We start from the raw sequence: 19,164 nt of genomic DNA, 5'->3' as shown, positions 1-19,164 counted from the left end.
TCACACTGAATTTATTCCAATGATGTTGGCTTTAAGAGCTTTTTTTTACTTTTTACTAAAACTGCCTATTAAATTACTGGTGCGCGCTAAAGTTGTGCCAGACAGCGCGTTAGATACCGATAACACAGATCCTAAAAAACCTATTTTTTATGTTATTAGCCATCAGTCAGCCAGTGATTTACTGACGTTGCAGCAGGCTTGTAAAATGCTCAACCTGCCCGATCCTTTGGGTACCATCAAGCTCAATGGCAAAACCTTTCTGCGCACCTTGTGTTTAGAAAAACCAACACCGTTATTACCTTGGCGCAAGGCAAGCCCGACTAAGGCAAAATCTCACGGTATCGCGCTCTTGAGCAAACACCAGAGTGACTTGGAGCTAGACGCTCAGTTGATTCCAGTAAACCTCAACTGGGGCAGAACACCAACAAAAGAAAAGAACAACGCCAATGTTGGTACTCTGCTGGCCGACCAAGAGTCACCTACTTGGTTACGCAAGTTCTTTATTGTTTTATTCCTTGGTCGCCACACTCTCGCGCGTTTTAGTCAGGCTATTTCAATTCGCGAAATGGCTGACCATCACGGCAATCAAAACAATTGGGGCGCGGTTGCCCATAAGTTTTTGCGCGTTGCCCGCTTTCATTTTCATCGCCAAAACATTGCTGCTGCTGGCCCAAGGTTAATGCATCGAGAGCAAATGTTTACCGCTTTGTTGGCTAATCCGTCGATTAAGCGACTGATTAGTGATGAAGCAAAAGCGAAAAAGTTACCTGAAGAAAAAGTGCGTAAGCAAGCACTGAAAATGATGGACGAAATTGCCGGTGATTACCGCAATTCGATGATTCGCTTTGGCGACCGCGTATTAACTTGGTTGTGGAATCGCCTCTACAACGGGATTGAAGTCAACAACGCTGAAACCTTGCGAAAAGTGGCGCAAGACGGTCACGAAATTATCTACGTGCCTTGTCATCGCAGCCACATGGATTACTTGTTGTTAACTTATGTGATTTATCACGAAGGGCTAGTACCGCCACGCATTGCTGCCGGTATTAACCTAAACTTTTGGCCAGCGGGTCCCATTTTTAGAAAAGCAGGCGCCTTTTTCATTCGTCGAAGCTTTCGCGGTAACCGTTTGTATTCAACAATTTTCCGCGAATATCTCGGTTTGTTATTTGAACGCGGATACTCGGTTAAATACTACACCGAAGGCGGCCGCAGCCGCACCGGTCGTTTATTAGCGCCTAAAACCGGCATGCTTGCTATGACCATTCAAAGCTTGTTGCGCGGTGTTGATCGCCCATTGACGCTTATTCCTGTTTATATTGGCTACGAGCACGTAATGGAGGTAAAAACCTACCACAAAGAGCTCAGTGGCAGTAAAAAAGAAGGCGAGTCAATTTTTGGCGTACTCAAGGCGATTAAAAACTTGCGCAACTACGGCAAGGGCTATGTTAATTTTGGTCAGCCAATTAATATTAACCAATTCCTCAATCAACAAGTGCCAGATTGGAAACAAGATATCGACCCAATCGACCCGCAAAAGCCAAGTTGGTTAACGCCAAGTGTCAATGTACTTGCAGAACAAGTAATGACCAGTATCAACCAGTCAGCCGCTCTTAACGGTGTTGCCCTGGTCGCACTCATCTTACACGCTAGTGAACACAAAGCATTGGCAAAATCTGAGCTTGAGGCACAGCTTGATTTCTTCTTAACCGTGCAGCGTCAAGCGCCTTACAGTAGTTCAACGACAGTACCTGAGTGCTCAGGTAAAGAGCTGCTTAACGATGTTATTGCATTAAATAAGGTAACGGTGAATCACGATAACTTGGGCGATTTCATCTCGTTGACACCATCATCAGCGTTAGAAATGCGCTACTATCGCAACAACATCTTACACACATACTTAGTGCCGGCTCTAGTCTGCTGTTTACTGGATAGACAGGCGAAAAGCGCGCATCAAGACATCATTGCTCAAGTACAACAACTGACGGCACTATTGAGCAATGAATTCTTCTTGTGGCAAGGTAACGATGACGTTGCTGAACAAGTTGAGCGTGTGCTTGCAGTATTAGAGCAGCAGGAAATGGCCAAGCAGACAAAAGCTCAATTTTGGTCGTTAACTGACGATACTGCGCTCCATGCCCAAGTGAGACTAATGGCCGAATGCGCTGACGAAAGCTTACAGCGACTAACTATTGCCAGCTCCTTGCTGCACCGTTTGGCGCCAATAACCAAGGGTGCATTAGAAGAGCAAGTTGTGGCAATAGCACAGCGTTTATCGGTACTAAACAATATCAATGCGCCTGAGTTTGTCGATAAAAAAGCGCAAGCCGCACTGATAAATACCATGAAAGATTTAGGTTATATTAAAGCGAATGATCAAGGGCTACTGATTGACACGCCAGAGCTCGTTCAGCTTAAAACCCTAGTCAGCAGTTTAGTCGATATCGAAGTACTACAGAGTATCGCCCGCTAGTTCAATGATCTTCAGCGAGTACGGCTTATTTATTCAGCTGTACTCGCTTGCAAACAACCGATCACTATACCATTCTCGTTTAAATAATTTGCCAAACCCTTAACTTGTCGGCTGAAATACCATAGTATTTGATACTCATACAAAAACATGGATTTGCAAACAATGACAGTTAATCAAGACAGTAAAAATCTCGCCCTGATCGTCTGGGTAGCTACAATATTTTTTGGCTTTATTCCGGGCTTAATTGGCTATTTGGTAAAAAAAGACGACAGCTTTGTTCTGGACCACTCAAAAGAAGCGCTAAATTGGTCGATCACTGTGATCATTGGCTACTTTATCGCAACTGTATTAAGCATTATTGTGATTGGCGCCTTTCTATTTCCAATCATTGGCTTATGCCACTTAATTTTCTGCATTATGGCGGTGATTAAGGCATCAGATGGCCTAACGTATCGCGCACCTTTTGCAGTTCGATTGATCAAGTAACCTCTAGTTAAGCAACATGCGAGGCAAGTGCTGAACACTATCAGCACTTGTTATTGAGCAATTACAGATACTCGACAAAAATGCCGAGAAACACCACTAAGCCAACCCAATGGTTGTTGAGAAATGCCTGAAAGCAGGCCTCTCTTTGACGATTGGCAATTAGCATTTGCTGATAGCAAAACAAACCAGCGGCAATGACTAACGCGAGCAAATACGGCCAACCAAAGGCCAGTAACTCACCAACGCTAAACAACAAAGCCAAAGTAGCCAGTTGCAAAAGCGCAATGATACGTTTGTCATGTTGACCAAATAAAATAGCTGTCGATTTAACGCCTATCTTCAAGTCATCGTCGCGATCGACCATGGCATACATAGTGTCGTAAGCAACTGTCCACAATAAATTAGCACTAAACAGCAACCACGCCACCATAGGCACCTGACCATCGAGTTCGGCAAATGCCATAATCATGCCCCAACTAAAGGCGGCACCCAGCACAACTTGTGGTAAATGCGTATAACGCTTCATAAATGGATAACTGGCGGCCAGCAGCAAGGCAACAACCGATAATTGAATCGCGTACCAAGACAAGGTCAACGCTAAACTAAACGCCATCATCACTAAGGCAAAAAACAGGAAAAGCGCTTCTTTGCTCGATAGCAAACCCGTCACCAAGGGACGCTGATTGGTGCGTTTAACTTTGCCATCAACTTTTCGATCAGCAAAATCATTAATTACACAACCGGCACTGCGCATCAAAAAAACGCCTGCGCTAAAAACAAATAACAGGTGAAAGCTCGGCACGCTGTCGGCGGCTACCCATAACGCCCAAAACGTTGGCCACAGCAACAAATAAGTGCCAATGGGTTTATCCATTCGGGTGATCTGCTTAACGCCGTGCCACTTGCTCGCTAAACTAGTCATGACACACCGCAACTATCCGAAGCATTCATATTGGCACCTGCTGAATAAGCAAATGCCCCGGGCAAAAATACTTCAGCAACTAGAATCGGTTTGTCCGCGACCATAAACATTGAACGTCGTCCCCACAGTTCAGCCTGACTGGTTGACCGAGTACTGTCTTGTATCTGTTTGGCCAGCTTAACCACGTTAGTATCGGCGCCAAATTTTGCAACTTGTTGACTATGACGAACCAAATCGGGGTGATTAAACAAGACTTGACCCAACGGTTGATTGCCCAATTGAGCGAGTTGCTGTTGCTCACCAGTCAGGCTTGATAATGGTAAAAGGCTGCGAGCAAACACTTGTGCATGACCGTCACAATAAAGTAAAACCTCGCGCACCAATACTTCTTCCCCAGCTTTAACGGCACCAATGGCTTCCTCAGCACTGCAGGCTTCAACCCTTTGTCCTATAACCTCAACCGAAAAATGAGTCGCGTGTTTTTTTAAGCGCGCAGTTAACGAACTGGCGTCGTATAACCAATCAGATAAGTGCAGGGATAAGCCGCTAGGCGCTTGATCAAGCCAAGTTGCGGCAAGCGTGACAGGAAAAAAATGTTGTAAATTGTTCATCATACGTAGAGACATCAATAACTAGCGCTATAATAACAGGCTTTGATAAGTCTGCCTAATGGCATACGCCCGATTTTCTGGCTTAATATTGAAGCTAGATGTTGGGTATTTATCGGCGTAATATAAGCGCAAATCACTTATCAATAATCAGTTAATGTCTGAATTACTTACTATTGTTGCCCTGACGACACTCGCTGGTATCTGTATTCCACTCGGTGGCTTTTTGGCCAGTATTGAACACATTCATACCAACTGGTTGGAACAAGAGTTTCGTCACTTTGTTATTGCGCTTGGCGGTGGTATTTTGCTGGGTGCAACGACTCTTGTACTGATCCCAGAAGGCCGTCATCACTTGTCAATTCCAGTATTAACTGTACCAATCATCTTAGTCGGCGGTTTAATTTTTTTCTCACTGGAGCGCTACCTAGGCCTTAAACGCAGAGAAAGCCCACAACTGACAGGAATGCTTCTAGACTATGTCCCTGAAGCGCTCGCTTTAGGTGGCTTAGTGGCACTCAACTCACCACTTGCTCTGCTACTCGCGGTATTAATTGGCTTGCAAAACTTACCTGAGGGCTTCAACGCCTTTAAAGAGCTTAAACAGCAACAACTCAGCGATAGAAAAATTCTCGGTTATATGCTCGGCCTAGTTGTGATTGGCCCTATCTCAGGCCTTATTGGATTTTATTGGCTAAGTAATCACAGCTTAGTGTTAGGGTTAATTATGTTGTTGGCGGCGGGCGGCATCTTATATTTGATTTTTCAGGATATAGCGCCACAATCAAGACTTGAACATCACTGGGCACCACCGCTAGGTGCAGTAATCGGTTTTTGCGTTACCCTGTTAGGCCAACAACTACTTGGCGCATAATGTATAATCATTTGAAAAATAATGGGTTAAACTCAAAAGCTAAATTAGAAAAAGAAAGTTAATCAAAACTAAAAAAGACAGAAAAAGATTGAAATTTGCCCGCGAACAAGGCAAATTTTCTACTAGAATATCGTTATCAAGTAACCCTTGATTGCCGGAGCAAAGACGCTGCGGTTCACGAATGCCAATTGAGACTAACTATCATGAAAAACCTTGCTGTCATTGCCTTCGGCTTAGCCATATCAGTGCTATCTTTGCCTAGCAAAGCCGCCGAATATGCCTATTTTGGTTTTGAACCGGATATCATTACCAATTACGTTGCCGTTAAGAAAAAGCTTGGTTATGTACGTTTAACCGTCGAACTTATGGTCGAAGGCCCTGATAATCTCGAAGTGGTCGAACACCACTCTCCACTGCTGCGCGATGCCATTATCAATATTATTGGTCAACAACCAGAAGAAAAAGTTAAATCAATTAAGGGACGTAGCGAAATTCAGCGCTTGTGTGAAGAAAAAGTAAAAAACTTACTCACCCAAGAAACCGGCAAGCCACTAGTTAAAAAGCTCTTATTTACTCAGTGGCTAGATAACTAAGATTATTATTTTTTACCGGAAACTAAACTAGTTTTTACGTCAATCAACGCAATAAGACAACCGCAAATAAGGCCGGCTAAATGGCCTGCGTTCCCAGACATTACTGGTAACATGTCAATAAAGCCCATCGCCAACCATATTAAGGCTCCAACGATTACAGCCTTCGGCAGATAGATCTCTGCTTTGTTGTCCAATAAATTAATCCACCAAATATAGCCAACTAAGGCATAAATAACGCCAGATATACCAGCAAAATTTGGCCCTATAACTAAAAACTGTGTCAAATTTGGTATCGAACTAGAAGCGACTAGCAATATTACCAGTACTCTCTTACTGATATACGTTTCTATACTACCCGCCAACTGCCACCACAAAATACTATTAAACAAGATATGTAGCCATGTGGTGTGAAAAAATATTGGCGAAAGTAAGTTGTAAGGTGCTGTAAATAAATACTCAATATTAACGCAATTAGGCAATAGCAGTAGCTGCCTAGCTCGAAATGGATCACCGAATATTGAGTAGAAAAAAGCTAACCAACAACAAATAAAAACAACTACCGTCAATGGTTTAGTAGCCAGAGATGCCTTTAGTGATAATATGTAGTTTTTTACGTTAATCAAAACGAGTTAAAAAAACATCAAACCAAAAACAATATTCTTTTTAGTTCTCAGTGTCATTGGGAAACGTACTTTGCCACTCGGTAAAGCCGCCATCGAGGGAATAGACATCAGTAAAGTCTTGGCCAATTAAATACTGAGCCGCTTGTTGGCTAGAAATACCGTGATAACAACAGACAACAGTTGGCGCGTCATAGTCAGCGTCGCGCAAAAAGTCAGTTAACGACTCATTGGTTAAGTGAAAGGCGCCGGGGATTCTGCCAGCATGAAACGACGCAGGATCTCGGGTATCAAGTACAACATAGTGTTGGTTGCTTAACTCTTTGTGTAAATCTTGAACCGATAAGTGTTTAAACGTCGTCATGCTGATTACCTTGTCTGTACTGCTCTAATAACTATTTTAGCGCCAATTTAGGATAACTTTACCCGATTGGCCAGAGCGCATAGTATCAAATCCCTGTTGAAAATCATCCACAGAAAATTCATGGGTAATAATTGGCGTTAAATCTAAACCGGATTGAATCAAACTCGCCATCTTATACCAGGTTTCAAACATTTCACGGCCGTAGATACCTTTAATGGTTAAACCTTTGAAGATAACCTTGCTCCAGTCGATAGCCATATCTTGCCCAGGAATACCTAGCATGGCTATTTTGCCGCCATTATTCATGTTTTCAAGCATATCGGTAAATGCCATTGGTACACCCGACATTTCAAGGCCAACATCGAAGCCCTCAGTCATGCCGAGTTCAGCCATCACATCAGTAAGCTTTTCATTAGCGACATTCACCGCTTTAGTGGCGCCCATTTTACGAGCCAGATCTAAGCGGTATTCATTAACGTCTGTAACCACAACATGACGAGCGCCAACGTGTTTGGCCACTGCGGCTGCCATAATACCAATTGGCCCTGCACCGGTAATCAAGACATCTTCGCCGACTAGATCGAACGATAAGGCCGTGTGTACCGCATTGCCAAACGGGTCAAAAATAGCGGCCAACTCATCTGGGATTTCATCTGGCAACTTAAATGCGTTGAAAGCAGGAATAACCAAATACTCGGCAAATGCGCCAGCGCGATCAACACCAACACCAACCGTATTGCGACACAAGTGGGTGCGACCACCGCGACAGTTGCGGCAATGGCCACAAGTAATATGGCCCTCACCAGATACGCGATCGCCAATGTCAAAACCGCGCACTTCTTGGCCGATAGCAACAACTTCGCCAGCGTATTCATGGCCAACCACCATAGGCACAGGAATCGTTTTTTGCGACCATTCATCCCAGTTATAAATATGAATATCGGTGCCACAAATCGCAGTTTTATTAATCCGAATCAACAAATCGTTATGACCTAATTCTGGCTTGGGTGAGTCGGTCATCCAAATGCCTTCTCGAGCGTGTAATTTGGCAAGTGATTTCATGGTTGTCATTAGATAACTCCCATTTCTTTACCGATACGAGTAAACGCCGAAATAGCGTGATCGAGCTGTGCTTTACTGTGCGCGGCAGAAATTTGCGTGCGAATGCGCGCTTGGCCTTTCGGCACCACTGGGAAGGAGAAGCCAATAACATAAATGCCTTCAGCTAATAAACGGTCCGCCATTTCACTGGCTAACTTAGCATCGCCAAGCATTACAGGAACAATGGCATGGTCGGCACCGGCACAGGTGAAACCAGCGGCTTCCATGTTGCTGCGGAAATACTGTGCGTTATCTTTTAACTGACGGCGCAAATCATCACCTTCAGCTAATAAATCTAAAACGCGGATAGAAGCGCTAACAATGGCTGGCGCAAGTGAATTTGAAAACAAGTAAGGACGAGAGCGTTGACGCAACCAATCGATAACTTCCTTTTTACCTGAAGTATAACCACCTGAGGCACCGCCCATCGCTTTACCTAAGGTACCGGTAATGATGTCAACACGATCCATCACTTGGCAGTATTCGTGACTGCCGCGACCTTGTTCACCAACAAAACCAACAGCATGAGAATCATCAACCATCACTAAAGCGTTATATTTATCAGCAAGGTCGCAAATGCCCTGCAAATTAGCGATTACACCGTCCATTGAAAACACGCCATCGGTGGCAATCAGTTTAAACCGAGCACCCGCTTGATCCGCTTCTTGTAAACGCGCTTCTAACTCAGCCATGTCGTTGTTGGCATAACGAAAACGCTTAGCTTTACACAAGCGCACGCCATCGATGATTGATGCGTGATTTAACGCATCACTAATAATGGCGTCTTCAGGGCCTAAAATAGTTTCAAACAAACCAGCATTGGCATCAAAACACGATGAATACAATATCGTGTCTTCCATGCTGAGAAACTGACTGAGCTTGTGTTCAAGGGTTTTGTGAATATCTTGAGTACCGCAAATAAAGCGTACCGATGCCATACCAAAACCGTGGTCGTCTAAGCCTGCTTTTGCCGCTTCAATTAAACTTGGGTGATTCGCTAAGCCCAAGTAGTTATTCGCACAAAAGTTTATCACTTGATTGCTTGATGTTACTGCAATTTCAGCTTGCTGAGCACTGGTGATAACGCGCTCTGCTTTGTACAAACCATCGGCTTTCACTTGCTCAAGCTCTTGGCTTAGGTGTTGATAAAAATGACCATTGTTATTGTTTGACATATTGCCCCCAAATATTCATACGCTTTCGCTCTAAAGAGTATTATCGTCAGTTTTGATTTTGCAAACTAGCGTCTAAATGATTAAAATTGCAAGCCATATATACCAATATGACACTTCAAATAGACATATTGACCAATAAAATTAGCAAATTGTATTAACTAAAGAAAAATAAGCGTGGAATTAAGGTAAGCTAATGGCGTTGAGTGAAAAAGATGAACAACTACTGGCAATCTTGCGTTGTAACGCCAGAGCAAGTGTTTCTGACTTAGCGCGCGGCCTCAATGTTTCTCGAACCACAGTGCAAAACCGCATTGCTAAACTTGAAAATAGTGGCGTGATTAAAAGCTACAGTGTCGAACTGGGTGAAACCTACGCCAGTGGTTTAGTGTCGGTACACGTTTCGTTAAAAGTAACCCCTAAACTGCGCCAGCAAGTGAGTATTGCACTGCGTAAAATCCATCAAATATCACAGCACTACTCAATTAGTGGTGACTACGATTTTCTCGCCATTATTCGCGCGCCCAGTTTAGCGCAAGTCAGCCAAATTTTAGATGATATTTGCCAACTGGACGGCGTTGAACGCACCAACTCATCACTAATACTGGAAACGATTTTTACCCGCTAGTAATGATTTGCTTTATTTGCCGTTGTCGCAGAGCGCGCGACTTTGTCTCACTTCGTCATTACGAGTATACTAAGCGCTGACAAAATTTCTCTGGCTGACAGCAAGTGTTCGCGTTATTTCTCTATCGATTATTGTTTTTACTGTTACTTCCCGTATTGCTAATCGCATTATTAGTTCGCTCGCGCAGTCAAAAGGCCTATCGAGCAAGAATCAGCGAACGTTTAGGGCTAGCTTCACTTGAACGCACCGATATCTTGATTCACGCGGCAAGTGTTGGTGAAGTACTGGCGTTAAAACAATTCGTTAATCAATTAATTGCTGAGCAGCCAGCGCTCAAAATCACTTTTACCACTTTTACCCCAACCGGCTCAGAGCAAGTGACCAAGCTCTTCGGCGATCGCGTTCAACATTGTTATTTGCCGCTTGATATCTGGCCGTGTACTCAGTTGTTCCTCGCTAAACTGCAACCGAAAACCTTAGTGTTTATGGAAACGGAGCTATGGCCTAACTTAGTCGCACAAGCGAAAAGTCGCGGCTGTAAATTGCTACTGATCAACGGTCGGTTATCAGCAAAATCAACGCCTAAATATAAAAAACTCTCTGCCTTAATTTCACCGTGTTTACAGCGTTTCGATGCGATTCTTTGTCAAAGTCATGAGAGCCTAGAACGGTTTTTATCACTTGGCGCTGCGCCAGCTAACACCCAATACTCAGGTAACCTCAAATACGATATTGAGATCACCAAAGCTATATCGGAGAAACAACAAGAACTCGCCGCTTATCTATCGTCTCAAGGTACAAGCCCAAATGATAGAAAAGTCTGGTTAGTAGCCAGTACTCACCCTGGTGATAACGAAATAGTGCTAGCAGCATTTAAACAACTGCTAGCCCACTGCCCTGATCTGCTACTGATAGTCGTGCCCCGTCACCCAGAGCGCTTCAATCAAGTTGCCGAACTTTGCCAACAAACGGCAAAAACAGTGCGACGAAGTGACCAACAAGCCGTTTCAGCGCATGACAATATTTGGTTACTCGACAGTTTAGGGGAATTATCTGCCGCTTTTGGTTTAGCGGATATCATCACTATGGGCGGCAGCTTTAGCAGTGTTGGCGGTCACAACCCGCTAGAGCCAGCGCTATTTAAAAAAGCCATTATCACTGGCCCTAATATGAGTAATTTTAGCGAGGTTCAAGCCCAGCTGTTAGCCGAGAACGGTGTTATTCAACTCGCTGACGACAACAATATCAGTGGTGAATTAGCTGAGCGTGTCAATCAGCTACTGACGGATAACGAGCTTGCCAAGACACTCGGCCAAAACGCTTTAACCGTGGTAAAAAGCAATCAAGGGGCGATTGCCAAAACGTTAACTGCACTGAACAAGTTACTAAACTAACAATCTAGCTGATAATCTACCAGCGATTGGTTAACTAAGCTTATTACTCACTAACCTAGTTCAGGATAAAAATCACTGATCAAAAGCGCTAGCTTTTCTTCGACTTGTTCAATCGTAATCGCCTGCATCAACTCACCACCTTTGGCTCTTATGCCCCAAGGTAACTGGCTAACTGCCTTTTGATATTGTTTGAAGATCGCCTGAGGGTAATCACTGACGACATATTTTTGATACAAATACGGACCGGTACGACCGGGGTTGGAATGGGCGTACAAACCTACCACGGGTGTGCCAACCGTCACTGCCATATGAGCTGGGCCCGTATCAGGGGCAACGACTAAATGTGCCAACTTCAACACCGCGAGCAGCTGCTTAAGCGATGTTTTTGCAACTAAGTTGACTAGCTCACTGCCACTGGCCGCGATAATTTGTTCACTAAGAGTTTTCTCAAGTTCTGTTGGACCACCACAAAGGACAACGGTAAAACCTCGTTTGACTAAACTATTAGCAATCGCGGCGTAGCCTTGAGCATGCCAATTGCGCTCTGCTTTACTCGCCGCCGGACTGATCACCGCAATCGGTTTATCGCCGCTAAACTGTTCACTCGCCCACAACTGGTCTTGGTCTGACAATGGCATTTGCCACTGCGGAGTGGCTTTGGACGATGCTTTGACTATTGGAGGCAAACCGAGTGCTTCGGTAAAGCCAAAAAAGCCTTCAAGCACATGAGGATGAGTTTGACTGGCAATTTTTTGGTTGGTGAAGAGCCACTGCCCTTCTTTCGCTCGGCTTTTGTCAAAACCAATTTTGACCTTAGCAGGAATACACAAGCTCGCTAAACTCGCACGAAACGCCACTTGCATGTGTAGTAAGACATCGAATTTTTGACCTTTAAAAGCGGCACGTAAGTCTTTAAAGCCCTGTAAACCTGCTTTTTTGTCAAAAATAACAAATTCAACACCCGGTAGACCCGCCAACAGATTTGCTTCGATTTTACCTATCACCCAGGTGATTTTTGTTTCCGGCCAATGGCGTTGAATATGCTGCACCATGGCAACGGCGTGACAAACATCACCTATCGCTGACAATCGCAATAAACACAAACTCTTCGGCATTGTCATTTTATCCAACATAGTATTTGACCCAACATCAAGGAATCACCACAATAGTGGCCAATTAACCGCACAGTTCTTTGAAGCTTTGAACAACCTTCTTTGAACGATTAATCACGAGTAACGAAATAAGTAGGTTATTATCTTGAACCCGTCGACAATTGTAAAACCCTGCCGCGAAAAAGTTCTTCATTTGGGCAACAACTACTGCTTATTTAGTCCGTCTTTAACGGAGAACTGCACCGTCGATTATTTTGTTGCTGACTATTGGTCACAGCAGCAAGCGGTTGTTGGCACTGCTAAAGGGCGTGGTACCACTTGGTTTGTCGACGCAACAGCGCAAGCAACAGCATCAGCGCCGCAGCAATGGGTGTTAAAACACTATTACCGCGGCGGCTTAATCGGCAAATTCAACAAAGACAGTTATTGGTTTAACGGTTTTGAAAACACACGTGCGGTGCAAGAGTTCAAACTGCTCAACACACTGGCAGATTTAAATTTGCCCGCTCCACAAGCGGTCGCCTGCAAAGTCAGTCGCCACCTATTGAGCTATAAAGCCGATTTGATCACAACCCGAGTAGAAAACGCGAGTGATTTGGTTGGTATATTAACCAAGCAAACAGTCTCTGACGACTTATGGCGTAAAGTAGGCGCTTGTATTAAAAGATTTCACCAGGCTGGCATCTATCACGACGATCTCAACTGTCACAATATTTTGATTGATAACCATGACAAGGTTTGGTTAATTGATTTTGATCGGGGTCAGCAACGAGCGGTTGAAAGCAGTTGGCAACAAGCTAATTTGGCGCGTTTAAAGCGTTCATTTGAAAAAGAATTAACGCGTTTACCGACCTTTTATTTTCAACAAACAAACTGGCAAACCCTATTAGAAGGTTATCGGGCTTAGTGCAATACGCCGACAAGGTTATCGGCGAGTCGTGATAAGAAATATTGGGGTATGCTACGCAACGTCCTGTGCGTCTTGGAAACGACGTTGATAAATCGCTTGAGCTTCGTTGAACTCGGCCAAGGCTGATTCAGTGACGTACGGACGTAAAATAACAAGAATTTTTAATACGCCTTGTAAAAATACCGAAGGACCAATATCAGTGTCTGAAGTTTGGGTTTGGTAAAAGCTCAACCAAAAGGTATTAATTAAGCGCAGAATACTAACAATATCTGCCAGTTCTTCATCTTCAAACGATACGATACCCGCTTTGCGCAATGACAACATCAATTCACCAACACGGGTGTTAAGTTGACTTTGTACTTCGATATATTTGTCTTTCAAAATTGGGCTTTTTGATAACAAAACTGGTAAATTTGCATAAAAAAAGCGGAACTTAGACATTGCTTGAAAAACCGCATCCATATACATAATTACGGTATCTAGCGGTTTGAAGTCTGCCGAAACAATTGGGAAAGTCTCAAGCAATAAATTACGAGCATATTCTTCGTAAATCGATAAAATAATATCTTCTTTGTTGCGAAAGTGGTAATACAGATTCCCTGGACTAATGCCTAAATGCGCTGCGATATGGTTAGTGGTAACATTGCGTTCACCTTGCTCATTAAAGAGCTCAATACTGGCTTGAACAATTCTATCGCGCGTTTTCATTCTAACTACTTCCCCCTTCACTTTCGTAGTCAAATTATCATACTATCAAACCCGCAATAACTTAAAGGCTTTTTCGAGCAAATGCTTTAACATTTTTAATCAAGTAATAACAAAAATGTCATAAATGCCGTACATCGCCGTAATAACAGTGCTTACTCACCAAATTAAAAGATGGCAAAAAAGCGCATTTTCGGTACACTTTGCAGCAAAATAACGAGAACAACGATAAAAGAACCTGTTATGACAATAAAAGCAATTTACCCTGGCACTTTTGATCCGGTTACTAATGGTCACACCGATCTGATTGTTCGTGCTAGTCAGCTATTTCAACACGTTATTGTCGGTGTCGCTGCCAACCCTAGTAAACAACCTTGCTTTGATTTAGACACTCGAGTCAAGTTGATTGAGCAAGTTACTCAGCACCTAGACAATGTTAGCGTTGTTGGTTTTAGTGGTTTGTTGGTCGACTTTGCCAAACAACATCAAGCCAAAGTGCTTATTCGCGGTTTGCGAGCCGTGTCAGACTTTGAGTATGAGTTCCAACTCGCCAATATGAATAGACGCTTGTACAGTGAATTAGAAAGTGTCTTTTTAACACCTGCTGAAGAAAATTCTTTTATCTCTTCAACCTTAGTAAAAGAAGTAACACTTCACCACGGCGATGTCAGTGAATTTGTCCACCCAAAAGTAAAGTCTGCTCTAGAACAAAAGCTTCAGCAGGGTTAATTACCCCGCTGAAAATTAATTTTTTGATTAACGACCTAATTTTTCTGACAGCTAGGACAATAAACCGATGCTCGATTCGATTGACGAATCTCCACGAGTGTTTTTTGACAAACGACACACTCTTCTCCGCCGCGACCGTAAACATTAAGCGATTGCGCGAAGTAACCCGGCTTACCATCAGCCTGAGTAAAATCTTTGAGTGTCGTGCCGCCTTGAGTAATAGCCGCCGATAGTACAGCTTTTATTGTGTCAGTAAGATTATCAAAACGTCGCTTACTAATATTACCCGCTAACGCTGTTGGACGAATACCACTGAGGAATAGCGCTTCATTAGCATAAATATTACCGACCCCGACCACAATGTCATTATTCATTAAGAAGTTTTTAATCGGGGTTTTGCGGTTGCGAGCGCGCTCATATAAATAGCCGTGGCCAAAGTCGTCGCTCAGTGGTTCTGGGCCCAGCTTCGCCAATATTCCATCATTATCGAGATGATTTTCAAGCCAAAGTACAGCACCAAAGCGGCGCGGATCATTGAGCCGGAGTAACTTGCCATTGCTAAACGCTAAATCAAAATGATCGTGTTTAACCACTGGGGTATCCGCCTCAATCACTCTAATGGTACCTGACATTCCCAAATGCAACAGCAAAGTACCGCTATCAAATTTAAGTAGTAAATACTTAGAACGGCGACTAACCGAGCGCAGCACTTGGCCTTTTAGGTCTTCAACTTCAACCGGAATCGGCCAGCGCAACTGCCAATGGCGAACCACGACATCCGTCACTGTTTCATCGATAATATGAGGACTAATGCCCAAACGACAAACTTCTACTTCAGGTAATTCAGGCATAAACACGCTATCCTAATTATTGTTTTGTTTAGCTAATATCAATTCGTATTAGATTATAGTTGTAGCGCTTTTGGCAACAACTGAAAATACAATGGTCGCGCTAATTGAAACCATTGTTGATTGTCGTGATTGAGCACTAACAGAGCATCTTCAAGTAAATACAAACTGTAGAAGCTAGCATCTTGTCGGCCAGCAAACCAGATACTAATAATAACCGCTTGATTGGGGTTTAAGCCTGTTTGTGGTGCCACTGCTTGACCTTGAACAATATGCCACGAAGCCATCATTTGCGCTAAACGCTGGCCTGATATATTGGCAGGTTGCGCGCGCCAAGCCTGACCAATACGTTCAATCTTTAATTGCTGATCAATTTCTAGGGCAACGATAACGTTTTCCCCTATTAATGCTTGTTCAGTATCAAGGTACTCAGGCTCACTTTCAAAGGCACCTTGCTGAGAGAGGTTGATGAGCAGAATAAAAGCCAAAATTGAAAAAATAATGACATTGTTCCAAGCCGGCCGAGAGAGTCTAAACATAACAGAGGGTTTAATGCAGTGGTTCAATACTATTGTAGATAGTCATAATACTGAATTTTAGGTAATAAAAAACCCAGCAAGTGCTGGGTTTTTGACAAAAAAGAAAAATTACTTAATTTTTGCTTCTTTGTAGATCACGTGCTTACGCGCTTTTGGATCAAATTTTTTGATTTCCATTTTTTCAGGCATAGTCTTTTTATTCTTGTCAGTAGTATAAAAATGACCTGTACCAGCACTAGAAACTAAACGAATTTTATCACGCATGATATGGCTCCTTAAACTTTCTCGCCACGGGCACGAATGTCAGCTAATACTGCATCGATGCCTTTCTTGTCGATAATACGCATTCCTTTCGGAGTTAAACGTAATTTAACGAAACGGTTTTCGCTCTCAACCCAAAAACGGTGAGATTGAAGGTTAGGTAAGAAACGACGACGAGTCGCATTTCTTGCGTGAGAACGGTTGTTCCCTACGACTGGTTTCTTGCCTGTTACTTGGCAAACTTTAGACATGTGAGTCACTCCAAAAATTAATTTCAGCTCGAGCTATCTTGCCCCATGGCCGTCGCCTTGGGATCCTGAAAAAGGTGGCATATTATAGTGAAAGAACTAGGGTATTGCTAGTCTTTAGCTTCAATTTCACTAAAAACCTAATAAAATCTTTATAAATCAAAAAAATAAAGGGTAAAAAAGTGGAAGAAAATTCACTGAAACTGACTATTTTTACATCATTAATGCGTTATTTTACCCGATACTCGCTGTTTATTCCGCCAAGTTAAGATTATTTGGATACTCTTAACTTGGATTATTTAGTCAATTTTAGTCGCGAGTAGCTTGGTTAAGCGTTGACGTTGTTCATCGCTAGCTAACTCATTGATCAAAATACGTAAAATATGTGATTTGGCGAGTTTAGTTTCTTCAGCAAGTTCAGATAGCTGTTTAATGGCTTGCTCGCTTAAAGTGAAAGTTGCATGTCTAAACGGTTTATCGCCCTTGCGCTTTGAACGAACATGCTGCTGTTCAGCGATATCGAGCGCTTGGTCGAGCTCCAGCTCTTGTAACTGCTTGCCTGCTGGAGCTGCCGTCGTTGAACTTACTAACTGAGGAACGCCTTTGGCATAGTTATCGGCGTCGTTAATAAAGTCGTCAACAGTAAACTTTTTGTCCTGTTCTGCTTTATCTCCCTTGCCTTTAGCGCCCTTTTTTAAATCAGTTAAACTCATGTGAGTTATCCGGTTTCATCGCTAATAATTCTTCGGCAATGGCGACAATTTCTTGCGACGCCTTGCCTTCTGGGTCAATTTCCAGCACTGACGAGCCACTCTCTTCACTGTCATCGTAAATATTGCGATTAAAAGTCACCGCATTGAGTACATTTATGCCGTATGAAGAACAAACGTCTTTCGCCTCTAAGATGCGATTGGCTTGATTGGGTAAGGCTGGACATTGAGTAATGACGAAAGATGCCAGTAACTTAGGGTTAACCATTTTACACGTGCTTAGCATATCTTCCATATGAGGCACTGTTTTTAAATCGCGACGTTTGGGGCGCAGTGGGATAATCGCGTGATCAGCCACCGACATTGCTGCCCGCAGCGCGAGGTTATCTTGACCACCACAATCAACAATGACATAGTCGTAATGTTGATTGAGACTCAATAGATCATTGCGAATTTTGCCATACAGTTGAATACAATTAATTGCTGGTAAGCTAGGGTCGGTGTTGCGTGCCTGAATCCAATCTGAAGTGGTGCGTTGCGGGTCGCAATCAACCATTAAGACAATGCCCTTTTTCTCTTTGGCAAAATACACTGCCAAGTTTTGTGCGAGACAACTTTTACCGCTACCACCTTTCTCGCCACCTACTAAAATCATCATACACTTTAGTCCTTCTATTTACTGCTCTAAGGTACTTTTGGGTTATGTTCAATCGCTATACCGATTTATCAGTATAGAACAAATCAAAATCAATCGCGGTTTATCGTTTGCAATGCTATGTGGTACCAACCGTTATCTTGTAGAGCACAGCGAATAACTTGAGCACTCAAACGTTGGCTTTGAGCTTCATGCGCTTTAAACGTAACGGCAACTTCAGTACCTACTTCAATTGATTGGTCACAGTCAACTTTAATACCGCCGCGAGCAAAGTCGAGACATGCAGTTTTTTTAACTTGGACATGGCCTTCGGCATCTTGCCAACTCAAATCAATTAATTCTTTTTCCATGTCTAAGCGAAATGACTGACGTCGTTCGTCGTCATCGCTATAAAGTTCATCACTCATTGAATATCCTCACATTACAACAGAAGCCCATAAAAACGCTTCTAAGGTTAGGTTCTGTCTAAAAATTTAACACTTTAACGCTAAACTGCAAGTAAATCGTTTAAAATTAACACGCTTTTAAAGTTTTCCGTGTTCGGCGAAAGAATAACTTTGATGTTGTGCAACAATGATGTGGTCTAGCACTTTAACCTCTATCAAGCGAAGTGCATCAATCAAACGTTGAGTAATTTGTTGATCGGCAACACTGGGCTCGGCAACTCCTGAAGGGTGATTGTGACAAAGAATAACGGCAGCTGCTTGCTGCTTTAATGCCAGCTCAACGACGACGCGGGGATAAATAGTGGCACTGTCTAAAGTGCCAGAAAACAGCCGCTCAAAGCCGATGATTTGATGTTGACTGTCGAGTAGCAGCGCCGCAAAAAACTCATTGTGCTCGGCTCTTAATTCAGCAATGAGATAGTTGCGCGTAGCTACAGAACTGGTCAGTGCGGTTTGCTCAGGTAATTGCTCAGCCAAATAGCGCTTGCTCATTTCCAAACACGCTTGCAGTTGAACAAACTTGGCCAACCCTAGCCCCTGTTTTTGACAAAAACTGAAGCGGTCGGCGGCGAAAATAGCTGAAATGCTACCAAACTGCTGTAACAACTGCCTTGCGAGATCAACCACATGGCAGCCCTTAACGCCCGTACGCAAAAATATCGCTAATAACTCAGCATCACTTAAACTATTCGCCCCTTGATGCAATAATTTTTCACGTGGACGCTCGTGCTCTGGCCAATCTTTAATCACAGTAAAATCCTTTTAA

General features: G+C 43.3%; 24 protein-coding genes. 8 read left to right on the top strand and 16 right to left on the bottom strand.

Going from position 1 to position 19,164, the window contains the following annotated elements; genetic code table 11:
- Positions 1 to 19: 19 nt before the first annotated feature.
- The gene (gene plsB / locus J7384_RS06500) at positions 20 to 2,473 is read left to right on the top strand and encodes a glycerol-3-phosphate 1-O-acyltransferase PlsB (RefSeq protein ID WP_209112264.1); all 2,454 of its coding nucleotides are present in this window, start codon (positions 20 to 22) and stop codon (positions 2,471 to 2,473) included.
- 162 nt (positions 2,474 to 2,635) lie between these two features.
- Complete coding sequence (locus J7384_RS06495) at positions 2,636 to 2,959, top strand: DUF4870 domain-containing protein (protein WP_209112262.1); 324 nt, start codon at positions 2,636 to 2,638, stop codon at positions 2,957 to 2,959.
- A gap of 61 nt (positions 2,960 to 3,020) precedes the next feature.
- On the opposite strand, the gene ubiA is transcribed toward J7384_RS06495, so the two are convergent.
- Together ubiA and J7384_RS06485 are read right to left on the bottom strand one after the other, a co-directional pair.
- Complete coding sequence (ubiA, locus tag J7384_RS06490) at positions 3,021 to 3,881, bottom strand: 4-hydroxybenzoate octaprenyltransferase (protein ID WP_209112260.1); 861 nt, start codon at positions 3,879 to 3,881, stop codon at positions 3,021 to 3,023.
- Complete coding sequence (locus J7384_RS06485; RefSeq protein ID WP_209112258.1) at positions 3,878 to 4,495, bottom strand: chorismate lyase; 618 nt, start codon at positions 4,493 to 4,495, stop codon at positions 3,878 to 3,880. Before J7384_RS06485 ends, ubiA begins: the two co-directional genes overlap by 4 nt.
- Before the next feature lie 151 nt (positions 4,496 to 4,646).
- Between J7384_RS06485 and J7384_RS06480 the strand changes: the two genes are divergently transcribed.
- Positions 4,647 to 5,363, top strand: coding sequence for a ZIP family metal transporter (locus tag J7384_RS06480; protein WP_209112256.1), 717 nt, complete (start codon positions 4,647 to 4,649; stop codon positions 5,361 to 5,363).
- A 203-nt stretch (positions 5,364 to 5,566) separates the two neighbouring features.
- On the top strand, positions 5,567 to 5,956 hold the full coding sequence (locus J7384_RS06475) for a flagellar basal body-associated protein FliL (RefSeq protein WP_209112254.1): 390 nt from the start codon (positions 5,567 to 5,569) through the stop codon (positions 5,954 to 5,956).
- Between the two features lie 5 nt (positions 5,957 to 5,961).
- Here the strand turns inward: J7384_RS06475 and J7384_RS19300 are convergent, their stop codons facing one another.
- From J7384_RS19300 to J7384_RS06455, 4 genes are all read right to left on the bottom strand, one after another.
- Entirely contained in the window at positions 5,962 to 6,435 is a 474-nt protein-coding gene (locus tag J7384_RS19300; protein ID WP_280636326.1) for a rhomboid family intramembrane serine protease, read from the bottom strand.
- A 184-nt stretch (positions 6,436 to 6,619) separates the two neighbouring features.
- Complete coding sequence (gene glpE, locus J7384_RS06465; protein ID WP_209112250.1) at positions 6,620 to 6,940, bottom strand: thiosulfate sulfurtransferase GlpE; 321 nt, start codon at positions 6,938 to 6,940, stop codon at positions 6,620 to 6,622.
- A 36-nt stretch (positions 6,941 to 6,976) separates the two neighbouring features.
- Positions 6,977 to 8,002 carry an L-threonine 3-dehydrogenase gene (gene tdh / locus J7384_RS06460; protein WP_209112364.1) on the bottom strand — a complete coding sequence of 342 codons (1,026 nt, stop codon included), beginning with the start codon at positions 8,000 to 8,002 and terminating at the stop codon, positions 6,977 to 6,979.
- An 8-nt stretch (positions 8,003 to 8,010) separates the two neighbouring features.
- A complete protein-coding gene (locus tag J7384_RS06455) occupies positions 8,011 to 9,216 on the bottom strand; it encodes a glycine C-acetyltransferase (RefSeq protein ID WP_209112248.1) in 1,206 nt (401 codons plus the stop codon).
- Between the two features lie 193 nt (positions 9,217 to 9,409).
- On the opposite strand from J7384_RS06455, the gene J7384_RS06450 reads away from it, so the two are divergent.
- Together J7384_RS06450 and waaA are read left to right on the top strand one after the other, a co-directional pair.
- Complete coding sequence (locus J7384_RS06450) at positions 9,410 to 9,841, top strand: Lrp/AsnC family transcriptional regulator (RefSeq protein ID WP_209112246.1); 432 nt, start codon at positions 9,410 to 9,412, stop codon at positions 9,839 to 9,841.
- A gap of 104 nt (positions 9,842 to 9,945) precedes the next feature.
- On the top strand, positions 9,946 to 11,235 hold the full coding sequence (gene waaA, locus J7384_RS06445) for a lipid IV(A) 3-deoxy-D-manno-octulosonic acid transferase (protein WP_209112245.1): 1,290 nt from the start codon (positions 9,946 to 9,948) through the stop codon (positions 11,233 to 11,235).
- 50 nt (positions 11,236 to 11,285) lie between these two features.
- On the opposite strand, the gene J7384_RS06440 is transcribed toward waaA, so the two are convergent.
- Positions 11,286 to 12,356, bottom strand: coding sequence for a glycosyltransferase family 9 protein (locus J7384_RS06440; RefSeq protein WP_209112243.1), 1,071 nt, complete (start codon positions 12,354 to 12,356; stop codon positions 11,286 to 11,288).
- A gap of 136 nt (positions 12,357 to 12,492) precedes the next feature.
- Here J7384_RS06440 and J7384_RS06435 point away from each other — a divergent pair, with 136 nt between their 5' ends.
- A complete protein-coding gene (locus J7384_RS06435) occupies positions 12,493 to 13,254 on the top strand; it encodes a 3-deoxy-D-manno-octulosonic acid kinase (protein ID WP_209112241.1) in 762 nt (253 codons plus the stop codon).
- Between the two features lie 54 nt (positions 13,255 to 13,308).
- Here J7384_RS06435 and J7384_RS06430 read toward each other — a convergent pair whose 3' ends face one another.
- On the bottom strand, positions 13,309 to 13,965 hold the full coding sequence (locus J7384_RS06430) for a TetR/AcrR family transcriptional regulator (protein ID WP_209112239.1): 657 nt from the start codon (positions 13,963 to 13,965) through the stop codon (positions 13,309 to 13,311).
- Between the two features lie 240 nt (positions 13,966 to 14,205).
- Here J7384_RS06430 and coaD point away from each other — a divergent pair, with 240 nt between their 5' ends.
- Positions 14,206 to 14,691 (top strand): pantetheine-phosphate adenylyltransferase, encoded by a 486-nt coding sequence (coaD, locus tag J7384_RS06425; RefSeq protein WP_209112237.1) that lies wholly within the window; start codon positions 14,206 to 14,208, stop codon positions 14,689 to 14,691.
- A gap of 35 nt (positions 14,692 to 14,726) precedes the next feature.
- Here coaD and mutM read toward each other — a convergent pair whose 3' ends face one another.
- The 8 genes from mutM to radC form a co-directional block, all read right to left on the bottom strand.
- Positions 14,727 to 15,542, bottom strand: a complete 816-nt coding sequence (gene mutM, locus J7384_RS06420; RefSeq protein WP_209112236.1) for a bifunctional DNA-formamidopyrimidine glycosylase/DNA-(apurinic or apyrimidinic site) lyase — start codon at positions 15,540 to 15,542, stop codon at positions 14,727 to 14,729.
- A 53-nt stretch (positions 15,543 to 15,595) separates the two neighbouring features.
- On the bottom strand, positions 15,596 to 16,078 hold the full coding sequence (locus J7384_RS06415; RefSeq protein ID WP_209112234.1) for a hypothetical protein: 483 nt from the start codon (positions 16,076 to 16,078) through the stop codon (positions 15,596 to 15,598).
- A 108-nt stretch (positions 16,079 to 16,186) separates the two neighbouring features.
- The gene (gene rpmG, locus J7384_RS06410) at positions 16,187 to 16,342 is read right to left on the bottom strand and encodes a 50S ribosomal protein L33 (RefSeq protein ID WP_033078277.1); all 156 of its coding nucleotides are present in this window, start codon (positions 16,340 to 16,342) and stop codon (positions 16,187 to 16,189) included.
- Positions 16,343 to 16,353: 11 nt separating this feature from the next.
- On the bottom strand, positions 16,354 to 16,590 hold the full coding sequence (gene rpmB / locus J7384_RS06405) for a 50S ribosomal protein L28 (protein WP_084692866.1): 237 nt from the start codon (positions 16,588 to 16,590) through the stop codon (positions 16,354 to 16,356).
- A 296-nt stretch (positions 16,591 to 16,886) separates the two neighbouring features.
- Positions 16,887 to 17,300, bottom strand: coding sequence for a hypothetical protein (locus J7384_RS06400; protein ID WP_209112232.1), 414 nt, complete (start codon positions 17,298 to 17,300; stop codon positions 16,887 to 16,889).
- Positions 17,287 to 17,955, bottom strand: a complete 669-nt coding sequence (locus J7384_RS06395) for an AAA family ATPase (protein ID WP_209112230.1) — start codon at positions 17,953 to 17,955, stop codon at positions 17,287 to 17,289. Before J7384_RS06395 ends, J7384_RS06400 begins: the two co-directional genes overlap by 14 nt.
- Before the next feature lie 89 nt (positions 17,956 to 18,044).
- Positions 18,045 to 18,359: a PilZ domain-containing protein gene (locus tag J7384_RS06390; RefSeq protein WP_209112228.1), complete on the bottom strand. Its 315-nt coding sequence runs from the start codon at positions 18,357 to 18,359 to the stop codon at positions 18,045 to 18,047.
- A 117-nt stretch (positions 18,360 to 18,476) separates the two neighbouring features.
- Positions 18,477 to 19,148, bottom strand: a complete 672-nt coding sequence (radC, locus tag J7384_RS06385) for a DNA repair protein RadC (protein ID WP_209112226.1) — start codon at positions 19,146 to 19,148, stop codon at positions 18,477 to 18,479.
- Positions 19,149 to 19,164 lie beyond the last annotated feature (16 nt).

The organism is Endozoicomonas sp. G2_1 (assembly GCF_017744155.1).
Lineage (GTDB): Bacteria > Pseudomonadota > Gammaproteobacteria > Enterobacterales > Alteromonadaceae > JAGHQT01.
This window is presented reverse-complemented; position numbering and strand designations above follow the sequence as displayed.